12 protein-coding genes and 1 pseudogene are annotated in these 14,546 nt (G+C 70.6%); 2 read left to right on the forward strand and 11 right to left on the reverse strand.

Features of this window, described 5'->3' with window-relative positions; translation table 11 throughout:
• Positions 1–3 precede the first annotated feature (3 nt).
• From ruvA to pgsA, 9 genes and pseudogenes are all read right to left on the reverse strand, one after another.
• Positions 4–609, reverse strand: coding sequence for a Holliday junction branch migration protein RuvA (gene ruvA, locus AC5WS8_RS11560; RefSeq protein WP_496103244.1), 606 nt, complete (start codon positions 607–609; stop codon positions 4–6).
• Entirely contained in the window at positions 606–1,148 is a 543-nt protein-coding gene (ruvC, locus tag AC5WS8_RS11565) for a crossover junction endodeoxyribonuclease RuvC (RefSeq protein WP_496103245.1), read from the reverse strand. The genes ruvA and ruvC overlap by 4 nt, the downstream gene beginning before the upstream one ends.
• Positions 1,149–1,290: 142 nt before the next feature.
• Entirely contained in the window at positions 1,291–2,043 is a 753-nt protein-coding gene (locus AC5WS8_RS11570; RefSeq protein ID WP_496103246.1) for a YebC/PmpR family DNA-binding transcriptional regulator, read from the reverse strand.
• A gap of 78 nt (positions 2,044–2,121) precedes the next feature.
• Positions 2,122–2,730 carry a pyridoxal 5'-phosphate synthase glutaminase subunit PdxT gene (gene pdxT / locus AC5WS8_RS11575; RefSeq protein WP_496103247.1) on the reverse strand — a complete coding sequence of 203 codons (609 nt, stop codon included), beginning with the start codon at positions 2,728–2,730 and terminating at the stop codon, positions 2,122–2,124.
• Between the two features lie 36 nt (positions 2,731–2,766).
• On the reverse strand, positions 2,767–3,678 hold the full coding sequence (gene pdxS, locus AC5WS8_RS11580; RefSeq protein WP_496103248.1) for a pyridoxal 5'-phosphate synthase lyase subunit PdxS: 912 nt from the start codon (positions 3,676–3,678) through the stop codon (positions 2,767–2,769).
• A gap of 146 nt (positions 3,679–3,824) precedes the next feature.
• The gene (locus AC5WS8_RS11585) at positions 3,825–4,370 is read right to left on the reverse strand and encodes a LemA family protein (protein ID WP_496103249.1); all 546 of its coding nucleotides are present in this window, start codon (positions 4,368–4,370) and stop codon (positions 3,825–3,827) included.
• A gap of 162 nt (positions 4,371–4,532) precedes the next feature.
• The gene (locus AC5WS8_RS11590; protein ID WP_496103250.1) at positions 4,533–5,696 is read right to left on the reverse strand and encodes a glycosyltransferase family 4 protein; all 1,164 of its coding nucleotides are present in this window, start codon (positions 5,694–5,696) and stop codon (positions 4,533–4,535) included.
• Positions 5,693–6,616, reverse strand: a complete 924-nt coding sequence (locus tag AC5WS8_RS11595; RefSeq protein WP_496103251.1) for a phosphatidylinositol mannoside acyltransferase — start codon at positions 6,614–6,616, stop codon at positions 5,693–5,695. The genes AC5WS8_RS11590 and AC5WS8_RS11595 overlap by 4 nt, the downstream gene beginning before the upstream one ends.
• Before the next feature lie 28 nt (positions 6,617–6,644).
• Positions 6,645–7,387 (reverse strand): annotated as a pseudogene (gene pgsA / locus AC5WS8_RS11600) (phosphatidylinositol phosphate synthase).
• A 251-nt stretch (positions 7,388–7,638) separates the two neighbouring features.
• On the opposite strand from pgsA, the gene AC5WS8_RS11605 reads away from it, so the two are divergent.
• A complete protein-coding gene (locus AC5WS8_RS11605) occupies positions 7,639–9,837 on the forward strand; it encodes an elongation factor G-like protein EF-G2 (RefSeq protein ID WP_496103252.1) in 2,199 nt (732 codons plus the stop codon).
• 195 nt (positions 9,838–10,032) lie between these two features.
• Positions 10,033–11,691 carry an AbeC-like domain-containing protein gene (locus AC5WS8_RS11610; protein WP_496103253.1) on the forward strand — a complete coding sequence of 553 codons (1,659 nt, stop codon included), beginning with the start codon at positions 10,033–10,035 and terminating at the stop codon, positions 11,689–11,691.
• 127 nt (positions 11,692–11,818) lie between these two features.
• Here AC5WS8_RS11610 and AC5WS8_RS11615 read toward each other — a convergent pair whose 3' ends face one another.
• Together AC5WS8_RS11615 and thrS are read right to left on the reverse strand one after the other, a co-directional pair.
• Complete coding sequence (locus tag AC5WS8_RS11615) at positions 11,819–12,385, reverse strand: HIT family protein (RefSeq protein ID WP_496103254.1); 567 nt, start codon at positions 12,383–12,385, stop codon at positions 11,819–11,821.
• 79 nt (positions 12,386–12,464) lie between these two features.
• Positions 12,465–14,441 (reverse strand): threonine--tRNA ligase, encoded by a 1,977-nt coding sequence (gene thrS / locus AC5WS8_RS11620; RefSeq protein ID WP_496103255.1) that lies wholly within the window; start codon positions 14,439–14,441, stop codon positions 12,465–12,467.
• Positions 14,442–14,546 lie beyond the last annotated feature (105 nt).

The raw sequence follows: 14,546 nt of genomic DNA on the forward strand, positions 1-14,546 counted from the left end.
GGCTCAGCGGGCTCGGTTCAGGGTCTGCAGGGCCGCCTTGAGGAGGGCACCGACCTGGGGCGTGCCTCCTGCGGCCTCGGCCTGCGGGGCGACCGCGGCGACCGCCTCCTCGGCCTCCCGGTTCGCGTACCCGAGGCCGACCAGGGCGGCGTGCAGCTGGTCGCGCCAGCCGGAGGCGGCCGCTGCGGCGGCCGCGGGCGCACCGACCGGCTCGCCCAGGCGGTCCTTCAGCTCCAGGAGCAGCTTCTGGGCACCCTTCTTGCCGATCCCGGGGACGGCGGTGAGCGCCTTCTCGTCCCCCGTCGCCACGGCGCGGCGCAGGGCGTCCGGCGAGTGCACCGCCAGCATCGACTGCGCCAGGCGCGGGCCGACGCCGCTCGCGGTCTGCAGCAGCTCGAAGGCCTGGCGCTCGTCGTCGTCCGCGAAGCCGTACAGGGTCAGTGAGTCCTCCCGGACGACCAGGGAGGTCGCGAGCTTCGCCTGCCGGCCGACCCGGAGTGCGGAGAGTGTGTTCGGCGTGCACTGGACGGCGATGCCCATGCCGCCCACCTCGACCACCGCGGAGTCCGGGGCGAGGGCGGCGACCGGGCCGCTGACGAAGGCGATCATGCGGTACGGCCTTTCGTGACGTGCTTCGAGGCGTGCAGGGCGACGGCCTGCTGGAGTCGGTTCTGCGCGGGCGCGCGCCAGATGTGGCAGATGGCGAGGGCGAGGGCGTCGGCGGCGTCGGCGGGCTTGGGCGGGGCGTCCAGCCGCAGCAGCCGGGTGACCATCGCGCCGACCTGGGCCTTGTCGGCGCGCCCGGTGCCGGTGACGGCCGCTTTGACCTCGCTGGGGGTGTGCAGGGCGACGGGGATGCCGCGGCGGGCCGCGCACAGCATGGCGACGGCACTGGCCTGGGCGGTGCCCATCACCGTCCGCACGTTGTGCTGACTGAAGACGCGCTCGACGGCGACGAACTCGGGCCGGTGCTCGTCCAGCCACTGTTCGATGCCCTGCTCGACGGCGACGAGCCGGTGGCCGAGGCCGGCGTCCACGGGCGTCCGCACGACGCCGACGCCGAGCATGGTCAGCGTGCGCCCGGGCACGCCCTCCACCACTCCGACACCGCATCGCGTCAGCCCCGGGTCCACCCCCAGCACGCGCACGCGGCCCTCCCTTCGCTCTCCCCCAGCAACCGCTGGGCGGTACCCCCAGTTCGTGCAGGCTATCGGGTGCCACCGACAACAACCGGCAAAGCGACGGGCCGACGGGAGTGTCCCCGTCGGCCCGTCGAGCCCAGCGGCAGCGTTACGCGTCGACCTTCTCCATGATCTCGTCGCTGACGTCGAAGTTCGCGAAGACGTTCTGCACGTCGTCGCTGTCCTCGAGCGCGTCGATCAGCTTGAAGATCTTCTTGGCGCCCTCCTCGTCCAGCTGGACCTGCATGGTCGGGACGAAGTCGGCCTCGGCGGAGTCGTAGTCGATCCCGGCCTCCTGGAGGGCGGTGCGGACCGCCACCAGGTCGGTCGCCTCGCTGATGACCTCGAAGTTCTCGCCGAGGTCGTTGACCTCCTCGGCACCCGCGTCGAGCACGGCCCCCAGGACGTCGTCCTCGCTCAGCTCGCCCTTGGGGACGATCACGACGCCCTTGCGGTTGAACAGGTACGCGACGGAGCCGGGGTCGGCCATGGAGCCGCCGTTGCGGGTCATGGCCACGCGGACGTCGGAGGCGGCGCGGTTGCGGTTGTCGGTGAGGCACTCGATGAGCACCGCGACACCGTTCGGACCATAGCCCTCGTACATGATCGTCTCGTAGTCGGCGCCGCCGGCCTCCAGGCCCGCGCCGCGCTTTACGGCGGAGTCGATGTTCTTGTTCGGGACCGACTGCTTCTTCGCCTTCTGGATGGCGTCGTAGAGAGTCGGGTTGCCGTCAGGGTCGGCGCCGCCCGTCCGGGCCGCGACCTCGATGTTCTTGATCAGCTTCGCGAAGAGCTTGCCGCGCTTGGCGTCGATCACGGCCTTCTTGTGCTTCGTCGTGGCCCATTTAGAGTGGCCGGACATCTGCCTGTCTCCTTCGCGTAACCCATCTCTGCAACGAACTCCCCCAGACCTTAACGGCTGGAGGGACCCCTGGAGATCCTACAAGGAGTCCGGTGCCCGGTCGGCGCGCACCATGTCGACGAACAGGGCGTGCACACGATGGTCGCCGGTCAGCTCCGGGTGGAAGGACGTGGCGAGAGCGCTGCCCTGGCGTACGGCGACGATGTGGCCGTCGTGCTCGGCGAGCACCTCGGCACCGGCCCCGACCGACTCGACCCAGGGGGCGCGGATGAAGACGCCCTCCACGGGATCGCCCTCGATGCCCCTGACGTCGACGGCCGCCTCGAAGGACTCGTTCTGCCGTCCGAAGGCGTTGCGGCGCACGATCATGTCGATGCCGCCGACGGTCTCCTGGCCGGAGCGCGGGTCGAGGATCTTGTCGGCGAGCATGATCATGCCCGCGCAGGTGCCGTATACGGGCATGCCGCCGCGCACGCGCGCGCGGAGGGGTTCCATCACGCCGAAGAGGACGGCCAGCTTGGAGATGGTGGTGGACTCGCCGCCGGGGAGGACGAGGCCGTCGACCTCGGCGAGCTCTTCGGGGCGCCGCACCGGCCTGGCCACGGCGTCGGCCGCGGCCAGGGCGATGAGATGCTCCCGTACGTCGCCCTGGAGGGCCAGGACGCCTATGACGGGTGCGTCAGTCATGTGTTCGTGCAGTCCTCGTGCTGTCTCTGCGGTGACTCACCAGCCGCGGGTGGCGTAGCGCTCGGACTCGGGGAGGGTGTCGCAGTTGATGCCGACCATGGCCTCGCCGAGGTTCCGGGACGCCTCCGCGATGATCTTGGGGTCGTCGTAGAAGGTGGTGGCCTTCACGATGGCGGCGGCACGCTTGGCCGGGTCGCCGGACTTGAAGATGCCGGAGCCGACGAAGACGCCCTCGGCGCCGAGCTGGCGCATCAGCGCGGCGTCGGCGGGGGTGGCGACACCGCCGGCGGAGAACAGCACGACCGGGAGCTTGCCCAGCTCGGCGACCTCCTTGACCAGCTCGTAGGGGGCGCGCAGCTCCTTGGCGGCGGCGTAGAGCTCGTGGTTGTCCAGGCCGCGCAGACGGGCGATGTCGCCCTTGATCTGGCGCAGGTGGCGGACGGCCTCGACGACGTTGCCGGTACCGGCCTCGCCCTTGGAGCGGATCATCGCAGCGCCCTCGGCGATGCGGCGCAGCGCCTCACCGAGGTTGGTGGCGCCACAGACGAACGGCGTGGTGAACGCCCACTTGTCGGAGTGGTTGACCTCGTCGGCCGGGGTGAGGACCTCGGACTCGTCGATGTAGTCGACGCCGAGGGACTGCAGGACCTGGGCCTCGACGAAGTGGCCGATCCTGGACTTCGCCATGACCGGGATGGAGACGGCGTCGATGATGCCCTCGATCATGTCCGGGTCGGACATGCGGGCCACACCGCCGTCCTTGCGGATGTCGGCCGGGACCCGCTCCAGGGCCATGACGGCGACGGCGCCCGCGTCCTCGGCGATCTTCGCCTGCTCCGGCGTGACGACGTCCATGATCACGCCGCCCTTGAGCTGCTCGGCCATGCCGCGCTTGACGCGGGCGGTGCCGGTCTCGGGGGTCTGGGGGGTGGAGAGCTCGCTGGACACGGGTTTCGACCTCACTGGGGAAAAGACGGATTTCTGCTGGACCGAGGAAACGGGACGGGTGCAGGCCACCGCAAGGGCCAATGGAGAGCCGGTGGATCGTTCTGCGTCGCGGCGGGGAACGACACCGTCTCCGGCCGTCCGTGTCCTCAGGCCGCCGAACGGTCCGTCAGCGCCGCCGGGGGCTCGTCGTCCATTTCGAACGCCAGGGGAGACGGGGCGTGCCCGGCGAGGCGGAACCAGCGCACCTTGCGGTGCCGCCGCAACGCCCGCGCGGCGCGTACGGCGTCGTTGTGGAAGCGGCGGGCCATCGGCACCCGGCGCACCGCCTCGGTCAGCTCCTGTGCCGCCGCCTCCCCGCCCGGTGCCTGGCGCACCGCGTCGACCTGCTGCGCCTCCGCGAAGACGGCCCGCAGCGCCTGGCTCAGCTCGCTCTCGGCGACCTCCCGCTGCTCCTCCTCGGCCTGCCGGGCCTCGTGCGCGGCCTCGTACAGGACGATCGACGCGGCCGGGTCGAGTACCCCCGAGGTGGCCAGCTCCTGCGTGACCGAGGCGCGTCGCAGCAGCTGGGCGTCGAGCGCGGCGCGCGCCGCGTCGATCCGGGAGTGCAGCCGGTCGAGCCGTCCCGCGGTCCAGCTCAGATAGAGGCCGATCGCGAGGAGGGCGACGAGGATCCAGATGAGGGTTGCGGTCACGGGCGGCAAGGCTACCGGGGCGCTCGACCGGGTCCGCCGGGGTGCTGCGCGGTGCTTGTCTCCGCCGTGGTCGCCGGTCGCGTGGCCGTCGCTGGGGCTGCCGCCCCCGGACCCCCGCTTCGGCCTGAACGGCCTCGTCCTCGATCGCCGGACAGGCGTGTTTCAGTCCCGCGCCAGCCCCAGCCGGGCCCGCAGCCCCGTGGCCCGGTCATCGGCCGCCACCGCCGCCGCGCCCGCCGTGACCGTTTCGTAGACGGACAGGATGTCCGCGCCGACCGTCGACCAGTCGAAGCGCCGTACGTGGACGCTTCCCCGCGCGCGCAGTACGGCTCGGCGGTCCGGGTCGGCCAGCAGGCGTACCGCCGCGTCGGCGAGGGCGTCGGCGTCCTCGTTGGCGAACAGTTCCCCGGCCGCTCCCCCGTCGAGGACCTGTGCGAAGGCGTCCAGGTCGGAGGCGAGGACCGGGGCGCCCGCCGACATGGCCTCGACGAGGACGATGCCGAAGCTCTCGCCGCCCGTGTTGGGCGCCACGTACAGGTCGACGCTGCGCAGCAGGCGGGCCTTGTCCTGGTCGCTGATCATGCCGAGGAACTCCACACGCGGGCGCAGCTCGGCGGGGAGGGTCTCGACCGCCTCCTCCTCGTCGCCCCGGCCCGCGACCAGCAGGCGTGTCCGCGGGCGGGCGGCGAGGATCCTCGGCAGGGCCTTCATGAGCACCGGCAGGCCTTTGCGCGGTTCGTCGATGCGCCCTATGAAGCCGATCGTGTCCCCCTGCCACTCGGGCTCGGGCTCGGCCCTGGCGAAGAAGTCGACGTCCACACCGTTCGGGATCACGACCGCGTCGCCGCCCAGGTGTTCGACGAGGGTGCGCCGGGCGTACTCGCTCACGGCGATCCGTGCGCTGATCTTCTCCAGGGCCGCCTGGAGGATCGCGTAGGCGGCGATCATCGCCCGGGAACGCGGGTTCGACGTGTGGAAGGTCGCCACGATCGGGCCCTGCGCCGCCCAGCAGGCCAGCAGGCCGAGGGAGGGCGAGGTGGGCTCGTGGATGTGGATCACGTCGAACGCGCCGTCGTGCAGCCAGCGCCTCACCCGGGCCGCGCTCAGGAAGCCGAAGTTCAGGCGGGCCACCGAGCCGTTGTACGGCACCGGGACCGCGCGGCCGGCCGAGACGACGTACGGCGGCAGCGGAGTGTCGTCATCGGCGGGGGCGAGGACGGACACCTCGTGCCCGAGCCGGATGAAGTACTCGGCCAGGTCGCGGATGTGGAACTGGACGCCGCCCGGCACGTCCCAGGAGTACGGGCAGACGATGCCGATCCTCACGGCGTGCCCTTCCCGGGGTCCTTGCTCGGGTCCAGGTCGGCGAGCCACAACCGCTGCAGCATGTGCCAGTCCTCCGGATGTTCGGCGATACCCGTGGCGAAGGCGTCGGCCAGCGCCTGTGTCATGACAGACGTCTTCTCGGCCCGGCTGCCTGAGCGGGGTACCTCGATCCGGGGATGCACGCGGCCCCGCATGACGGTCGAGTCGTCGTACCAGAGGGTCACCGGCAGCAGGAGCGCGCCCGTGTGCTGGGCGAGGAGGGCCGGCCCCGCGGGCATCCGGGCCGTCTCGCCGAAGAAGGTGACCTCGACGCCGGAGGCGGACAGGTCTCGGTCGGCGACCAGGCAGACCAGTCCGCCGTCACGCAGCCGCCGGGCCAGGGTGCCGAACGCGGAGCCGCCGCTGTGCGGCAGCACCTCCATGCCGAGGCCCTCGCGGTAGGCGACGAACCGGTCGTAGAGCGTCTCCGGCTTGAGCCGCTCGGCGACCGTGGTGAACGACGTGCGCAGCTCGGTGGTGACCCAGGCACCCGCCAGGTCCCAGTTGGCCAGGTGCGGAAGGGCGAGGACCACGCCCTTGCCCGCGGCGAGCCCCTCGGTGAGGAAGTGCAGGTCCTTGGGCTCGAAGCCGCGCTTTATGCGCTCGGGGCTCCACATGGGCAGCCGGAAGGACTCCATCCAGTACCGCAGGTATGACCGCATGCCCGCCCTGGTCAGCTCGGCGAGCCGTTCCGGGGTCGCGTCGGGCACCACGCGCGCGTAGTTGCTCTCGAGCCGTCGTACGCCCTTGCCGCGTTGTTTCCAGGCGAGGTCGGCGATGGTGCGGCCGAGCCGGGTGGCCACGGGCTCGGGCAGCGTCTTGACGGTGCTCCAGCCGAGGCCGTACAGGCCGTCGGTGAGCCGTTCCTGGAGGCTGGTCATGCCGCCGCCCCGCTCCTCTTCCCACCGCTCACTTGGCGGCCTCGCTGCCGTGCGAGGCGTCGTCGTCGTTCTGCGCCGCCGCGGCGGCGTCGGCCTCCGCCGATTCCCGACGCACGGTCACGACCCGCTGGATCAGCGTGACCAGGCTGCCTGCGGCGACGATCCACAGCGCGACGGGCAGCAGGTACTGGATGCCGGGCACGCCGAACTTGTGCAGGCCCGCGAACCCGGCCGCGACCAGCGAGATCACCAGGCGTTCGGCGCGCTCCACGAGCCCGTTGACCGCGACGGGCAGCCCGATCGACTCGCCGCGGGCCTTGGTGTACGACACCACCTGGCCGCTGGCCAGGCAGAAGATCGACACCGCGCACAGGACGTCGTCGTGGCCGTTGCCCGCGTACCACAGGGCGAAGCCGCCGAAGATGGCGCCGTCGGCGACCCGGTCCAGGGTGGAGTCCAGGAATGCGCCCCAGCGGCTGGAGCGGCCGAGCTGGCGGGCCATGTTGCCGTCGACGAGGTCGGAGAACACGAACAGCGTGATGACGACCGTGCCCCAGAAGAACTCGCCCCGGGGATAGAAGACCAGTGCGCCCGCGACCACGCCGGCCGTGCCGATCAGCGTGACCGTGTCGGGGCTGACGCCCCGCCGGATCAGAAACGCGGCGAACGGTGTGAGAACACGCGTGAAGAAAGCACGCGCGTACTTGTTCAGCATGGCCTTCCCGAGGGTCGGTGAGCCGTGCGGCCCCTGCTGGCCACCGGCGCGCCCAATCGTAGCCACGCCCGCGTGCACGCGACGGCCGGGCACCCAAGGCCCCGTGTCACGGCCTGACGGCCCCGGACCACGGCCCGGTCCCGACGGCCGGAGCACGGCCGGATGTCGAGATCGCGTCCCTCGTATGGACGCACCGTGACGGGAGTGCGAAGCTCGAAGGACACCGCGGGCGTCACCGGAGCCGCCTCGCACGCGGGTCCGCATGTCCGCGCCCACAGTGACCTCACCGTGCACGGGAGGCAAGGCCATGGGCGACAAGGCGAACGTACACCCCGGAGCCGCCGGCAGGGCAACGGCGGCCGACCGGCCCGCGTCCGTACGGAATGTGGTGCTGGTCGGCCACAGCGGATCGGGCAAGACGACTCTGGTGGAGGCTCTCGCGCTGACCGCGGGAGCGGTCAACCGGGCGGGCCGCGTGGAGGACGGCGGCACCGTCTCCGACTACGACGAGATCGAGCACCGGCAGCAGCGCTCGGTGCAGCTCTCCCTGGTTCCCGTCGAATCGGACGGGATCAAGATCAATCTGCTGGACACCCCCGGATACGCCGACTTCGTCGGAGAGCTACGGGCCGGTCTGCGCGCGGCGGACGCGGCCCTGTTCGTCGTCTCGGCCTCGGACGGGGTGGACGGCTCGACGCGCATGGCGTGGGAGGAGTGCGCGGCCGTCGGTATGCCGCGCGCCATCGTGATCACGCACCTGGAGGCGGCACGGGCCGACTTCGAGGAGATGACCCGCCGTTGCGCGGAGGCGTTCGGCGGGGACGACCCCGATGCCGTCCTGCCGCTGTACCTGCCGCTGCACGGCCCGCAGGGGCCTGACGGGCACGCGCCCGTGACCGGGCTGATCGGGCTGCTCACGCAGAAGCTGTTCGACTACTCGACCGGTGAGCGCAAGGAGTCCGAGCCCGGCGAGGACCATCTGCCGGAGATCGAGGAGGCCCGCAACCGGCTCATCGAGGGGATCATCTCCGAGAGCGAGGACGAGACCCTCATGGACCGCTACCTGGGCGGTGAGCGGATCGACCTCAAAACGCTGATCGACGACCTGGAGCGGGCCGTGGCACGCGGCAGCTTCTTCCCCGTCCTGGCCGCCGCCCCCGCCGCCGAGGGCGCCAGGCAGGGCCTCGGCACGGTCGAGCTGCTGGAGCTGGTCACCGGCGGGTTCCCGACCCCGTTCGAGCATCCGATGCCGGGGGTCACCACCATCGACGGCAAGCCGCGCGAGCTGAAGGCCTGCGACACCGAGGGCCCGCTGGCCGCCGAGGTCGTCAAGACCTCCTCCGACCCCTACGTCGGCCGCATCTCGCTCGTCCGCGTCTTCTCCGGCACCCTGCGCCCCGACCAGACGGTGCACGTCTCCGGACACGGCCTGGCCGACCGCGGCCACGAGGACCACGACGTCGACGAGAAGATCGGCGCCCTGACCATCCCCTTCGGCAAGCAGCAGCGCCCCGTCACGCACGCCGTCGCGGGCGACCTGGTGTGCGTGGCCAAGCTCGGCCGTGCCGAGACCGGGGACACCCTCTCGGCCAGGGACGACCCGCTCCTGATGGAGCCCTGGCAGATGCCCGACCCGCTGCTGCCGCTCGCCATCCAGGCACACAGCAAGGCGGACGAGGACAAACTCTCCCAGGGCCTCGCCCGGCTGGTCGCCGAGGATCCGACCATGCGCCTCGAGCAGAACCAGGACACGCACCAGGTGGTGCTGTGGTGCCTGGGCGAGGCGCACGCGGACGTCGCCCTGGAGCGGCTGCGCAGCCGGTACGGCGTCCAGGTCGACGTGGTCCCGCACAAGGTGTCCCTCCGGGAGACCTTCGCGGGCAGGTCCGCCGGCCGGGGCCGTCATGTCAAGCAGTCCGGCGGCCACGGCCAGTACGCCATCTGCGAGATCGAGGTGGAACCGCTGCCGGGCGGCTCCGGCATCGAGTTCGTGGACAAGGTGGTCGGCGGTGCCGTGCCGCGGCAGTTCATCCCGTCCGTCGAGAAGGGCGTGCGCGCGCAGGCCGCCAGGGGCGTGGCCGCCGGGCATCCCCTCGTTGACGTACGGGTCACGCTGCTCGACGGCAAGGCGCACTCCGTCGACTCCTCGGACGCCGCCTTCCAGACCGCCGGTGCGCTCGCTCTGCGCGAGGCGGCGGCCGACGCCAGGATCCATCTGCTGGAACCGGTCGCCGAGGTGTCGGTGCTGGTGGGCGACGAGTACGTGGGCGCGGTGATGAGCGACCTGTCCGCGCGGCGCGGCCGGCTGCTGGGCACCGAGCAGGTGAGCGGCGGCCGGACTCTCGTCCGCGCCGAGGTACCGGAGATCGAGATCGGCCGGTACGCGGTCGACCTGCGCTCCCTCTCGCACGGCACCGCACGCTTCAGCCGCTCCTACGCGCGGCACGAGCCGATGCCGCCGCAGTTGGCGGAGAAGATCCGCCAAGAGGCGCAGCGGGCCCCGTAGTTGAACTCCTGTTCCTCTCTCCATACGGGAGGCGGGCGGCTTCCGGTCGTCCGCCCCCGCATGTCCGTGCCTGCGGATACGCTGATGTCCTGATCAAGTCGATGCACGACGAGCACGATGACCTGTTCAACAGGTGTGCGGAGCAGGGAAGTCGGGAAAGGCCGCAGGAGCGGGTTCGGCGGCGAGGGGGCGGCAGTGACGGACGGATTCGATTTCAGCCCCGGGGCGCAGGTGCCCCTTTCGGGCTCCGCGGGCCAGACGGCGGCGACCTACGCCCTGGCCTCTGCGGCGTACCGGGAGGACGACGAGGTCACGAAGATCCTCCAGGCCGACAACGAGTGGCACCAGTCGACCGTCAAGCCCCCGCGTCCGGGGGCGAGGATATTCCGCCCCAAGCTCGGTGAGGCCTACTCCCGGGCGGTGATCGACCGCATGCTGGGAGCCGGGCGCAAGCCCCTCATCCAGTCCTTCGGCACCGAGCCGCAGGTCGTCGTGGAGCACTGCCTGGCGGCCTACCGCATCCGCCGGGAACGAGACAACTGGCTGTCGGCGGTGACGGTCCTGTGCGGAGTGCTGTTCCTGCCGGGGTTGCTGGTGTGGCTGCTGGTGTTCCAGATCCGGACCACCCTCGGCAGGCGGACGGACAAGCGCGCCGGTGCGCTCGCCACGACGCTTCTGGTCGCTGTCGGCGCCCTCGCCGTGATCTTCATGATCCGTATGCCGTTCTCCGGCTTCTGGGCATGGTACGCGCGCGCGACGGTCGTCATGCCCGTCGTCGGCTGGTTCTGGGCCAAGCAGATCTGCGAGCGGACGGCGAAGGACCTGCGGGAGCGCTGGGACAGTCTGCTGGCCGGCGGCGGTCTGGGCGCCAAGATCCCCGAGGCGGTGCCCGGACACCCCGGTGACGCCGCCGAGCAGCTGCGCAAGGAGCTCACCCGGCTGAGCGCCGAGCAGCGGTCCAACTCCGTCTTCTACGCCGGTCCCAAGGGCATCCTCGGCATGGGCACGCGCTGGGGCAGCTGGCAGCTGGCCGAGGACCTGGTCTCCGCCGAGCCGGGGAAGGACTTCCACCCCTTCCGCAGCTGGGACGTGATCACCGCGATCCAGGGCGACCTGGCGATGCTGGAGCGGACCTCGATCAACACCGGCGGCTTCCCGAAGCCCACCATCACGCACTGGATCGTCACCCCGATCGGGGAGAAGGCGACGGAGGTGTCCCGGCCGAGCGGCACCGACGTGGACGCGTACACGATCAAGACGCACGCGATACAGGACATCTGCAACAAGCAGCAGTTCGGCAGCGGCGACCGGCACTACCTGGGTGTCCAGTGGACGCTGTGGGACGGTCAGTTGATCCTCACCATGCTCATCACGGTGACGGTGCTGCACGACACCCTGCGTATCGAGGTCACCGGACACGCTCTGGGGCCTGTCAACGCCCTGTTCACCACCAAGCCCGAGCCCAAGGAGAAGGAGGTGGCGAAGACCGTCAAGTTCTGGGAGACCCGCAAGGTGAGGCTGCCGCTGGTCGACGCCGACGAGGTGGTTCGGCTGGCCGCGCGCGCCCCGCTCACCTGGTACCCGCCGTTCCTGAACTGGCTCGGCGGCTCGCTGACCCTCCCGGAGCCGTTCGGTCTGCGCCACGCCTGGGCGGACCAGCCGTGGCGTCACCGCTTCATGGCCGACGACGCGATACGCGCCGCCACGCCGGTGCTACGTGTGGTGCACGCGGCGGCGATCCGGGTCCTGAGGGACCACGGGGCGGACGTGGAGGCGTTCGGGACGCGGTCGGCGTTCCTCAGCGCGCAGGTGCAGGACCCCACGCCGAAGAAGGCGGACGTCTACGACGCGTAGTGCCTCCGGCGGTCCGGGTGGTGCCGCTCGGTACCGTGGCCGTTCCGGCGCTGCCGCTCCCGGACCTCGCCGTCGGCCTGGACGGCTTCGTGCTCCAGGGCCGGACAGGCTGAACGTCGCCCTCCGGCTACGCAGCGCCCGTGGGCCACGCCTCGGCCAGCATCTTGCGCGTGTCCGCCAGCAGCTGCGGCAGTACCTTCGTATGGCCGACGACCGGCATGAAGTTCGTGTCGCCGCCCCAGCGCGGCACGATGTGCTGGTGCAGGTGGGCGGCGATACCCGCGCCTGCGACCGAGCCCTGGTTCATGCCGATGTTGAACCCATGGGCTCCGGAAGCCGTGCGCAGCGCCGTCATCGCCTGCTTGGTCAGCTCGGCGAGTTCCGCGGTCTCCGACTCCGTGAGGTCGGTGTAGTCGGCGACATGGCGGTAGGGGACGACCATCAGATGGCCGCCGTTGTACGGGTACAGGTTGAGCACCGCGTACACCTGCTCGCCCCGCTTGATGATCAGCCCGTCCTCGTCCGACTTGGCCGGGATGGAGCAGAACGGACAGCCGTCGTCGGCTCCGGGACCGGTCGGCTTGTTCTCGCCCTGGATGTAGGCCATCCGGTGGGGCGTCCACAGGCGCTGGAACGCGTCCTGCGTCCCCACTCCGATCTGCTGCTCCGGCTCACTCGTCATGAGGTGCAGCATATGGCGTCCTCGCCGGAGCAGGGCAAAGGCCCCCGGATCGGCGAATTCCAGGGGCCTTCGTACGCCTGGCTGAAGGCCGTCAGACCTGCGCCCGCTCCTCGACGATCTTCGCGATCTTCGCGATGGCCTCGTCGAACGGGATGCCGTTCTCCTGGGAGCCGTCCCGGTAGCGGAACGACACCGATCCGTTGGACATGTCCTCGTCGCCCGCGATGACCATGAAGGGCACCTTCTGCTTCTGGGCGTTGCGGATCTTCTTCTGCATGCGGTCGGAGGAGGAGTCGACCTCGACGCGCAGGGCCTTCCTCTTCGCGGCCGCGGCGAACTTCTCCAGGTACTCGACATGCGCGTCGCCGATCGGGATGCCGATCGCCTGGACCGGGGCCAGCCAGGCCGGGAACGCACCCGCGTAGTGCTCCAGGAGCACGGCGAAGAAGCGCTCGATCGAGCCGAACAGCGCACGGTGGATCATGACGGGACGCTGCTTGGAACCGTCCGCGGCCGTGTACTCGAGGTCGAAGCGCTCGGGCAGGTTGAAGTCCAGCTGCACGGTCGACATCTGCCACGTCCGGCCGATGGCGTCCTTGGCCTGGACGGAGATCTTCGGGCCGTAGAAGGCGGCGCCGCCCGGGTCGGGGACCAGCGGCAGGCCCTGCTTCTCGGCCACCTGCCGCAGGGTCTCGGTGGCCTCCTCCCAGGCCTCGTCGGAGCCGACGAACTTCTCCGGGTCCTTGGTGGACAGCTCCAGGTAGAAGTCCGTGAGGCCGTAGTCGCGCAGCAGGTTCAGCACGAAGGTGAGCGTCTTGTCGAGTTCCTCGGCCATCTGCTCACGGGTGCAGTAGATGTGCGCGTCGTCCTGGGTGAAGCCGCGAGCGCGGGTCAGGCCGTGCACCACGCCCGACTTCTCGTACCGGTACACCGTCCCGAACTCGAACAGGCGCAGCGGCAGTTCGCGGTAGGAGCGGCCGCGCGCGTCGAAGATCAGGTTGTGCATCGGGCAGTTCATGGGCTTGAGGTAGTAGTCCACGCCCTCGTCGAGCTGCATGGGCGGGTACATGCCGTCGGCGTACCAGTCCAGGTGGCCCGAGGTCTCGAAGAGCTTCCCCTTCGTCGCGTGCGGGGTGTAGACGAACTCGTACCCCTCTTCCTCGTGGCGGCGGCGCGAGTAGTCCTCCATCACGCGCCGGACGATGCCGCCCTTGGGGTGGAAGACGGCGAGGCCGGAGCCGATCTGCTCGGGGATGGAGAACAGGTCCAGTTCGGAGCCGAGCTTGCGGTGGTCGCGCTTCTCGGCCTCGGCCAGGAAGTCGAGGTAGGCCTTCAGCTCGTCCTTCGACGGCCAGGCGGTTCCGTAGATGCGCTGGAGCATCGGGTTCTTCTCGCTGCCGCGCCAGTAGGCGGCCGCGTTGCGCATCAGCTTGAACGCCGGGATGGAGCGGGTCGAGGGCAGGTGGGGACCGCGGCAGAGGTCCTTCCAGCACAGCTCGCCGGTCTTGGCGTCCAGGTTGTCGTAGATCGTCAGCTCGCCGGCGCCGACCTCGACGTCCGCACCGTCCTCGGAGGAGGCGGAGCCCTTGAGGCCGATGAGCTCGAGCTTGTAGGGCTCGTTCGCCAGCTCCTCGCGGGCGCCCTCGTCGGTGACGACGCGGCGGGAGAAGCGCTGGCCGCGCTTCTGGATCTCCTGCATCTTCTTCTCGATGGCCTTGAGATCCTCGGGCGTGAACGGCTTCTCCACGTCGAAGTCGTAGTAGAAGCCGTCCTTGACCGGCGGGCCGATGCCCAGCTTGGCCTCGGGGAAGATCTCCTGCACGGCCTGGGCCATCACATGCGCGGTGGAGTGGCGCAGGATGTTCAGGCCGTCCTCGGAGGAGATCTCGACACCCTCGACGGTCTCGCCCTCCTTCACCTCGTGGGCGAGGTCCTTGAGCTCACCGCCCACGCGCGCGGCGATGATCGAGCGCTCGCCGGCGAAGAGGTCGGCGGCCGTAGTGCCCGTCGTCACCACGCGCTCTTCCCGCTCGGAATCGCGTTGGATGATCACACGGACGTCTGACACCGGACTCTCCTGACTGCTGGGGGATGCGGCGCCATACCTGGAGCGCGCGCATGAATGGGATCGTACCGACCCACAGCCGTCCACCGCGAAACAGTTCCGGTGCCC

This window comes from Streptomyces sp. PTL18, assembly GCF_059510295.1.

Coding starts and splice junctions, on each gene's coding strand:
- AC5WS8_RS11570 (WP_496103246.1), bottom strand. CDS start 2,043: ATGTCCGGCCACTCTAAATGGGCCACGACGAAGCACAAGAAGGCCGTG.
- pdxT (WP_496103247.1), bottom strand. CDS start 2,730: ATGACTGACGCACCCGTCATAGGCGTCCTGGCCCTCCAGGGCGACGTA.
- AC5WS8_RS11595 (WP_496103251.1), bottom strand. CDS start 6,616: ATGACCAGCCTCCAGGAACGGCTCACCGACGGCCTGTACGGCCTCGGC.
- ruvA (WP_496103244.1), bottom strand. CDS start 609: ATGATCGCCTTCGTCAGCGGCCCGGTCGCCGCCCTCGCCCCGGACTCC.
- AC5WS8_RS11605 (WP_496103252.1), top strand. CDS start 7,639: ATGGGCGACAAGGCGAACGTACACCCCGGAGCCGCCGGCAGGGCAACG.
- AC5WS8_RS11615 (WP_496103254.1), bottom strand. CDS start 12,385: ATGCTGCACCTCATGACGAGTGAGCCGGAGCAGCAGATCGGAGTGGGG.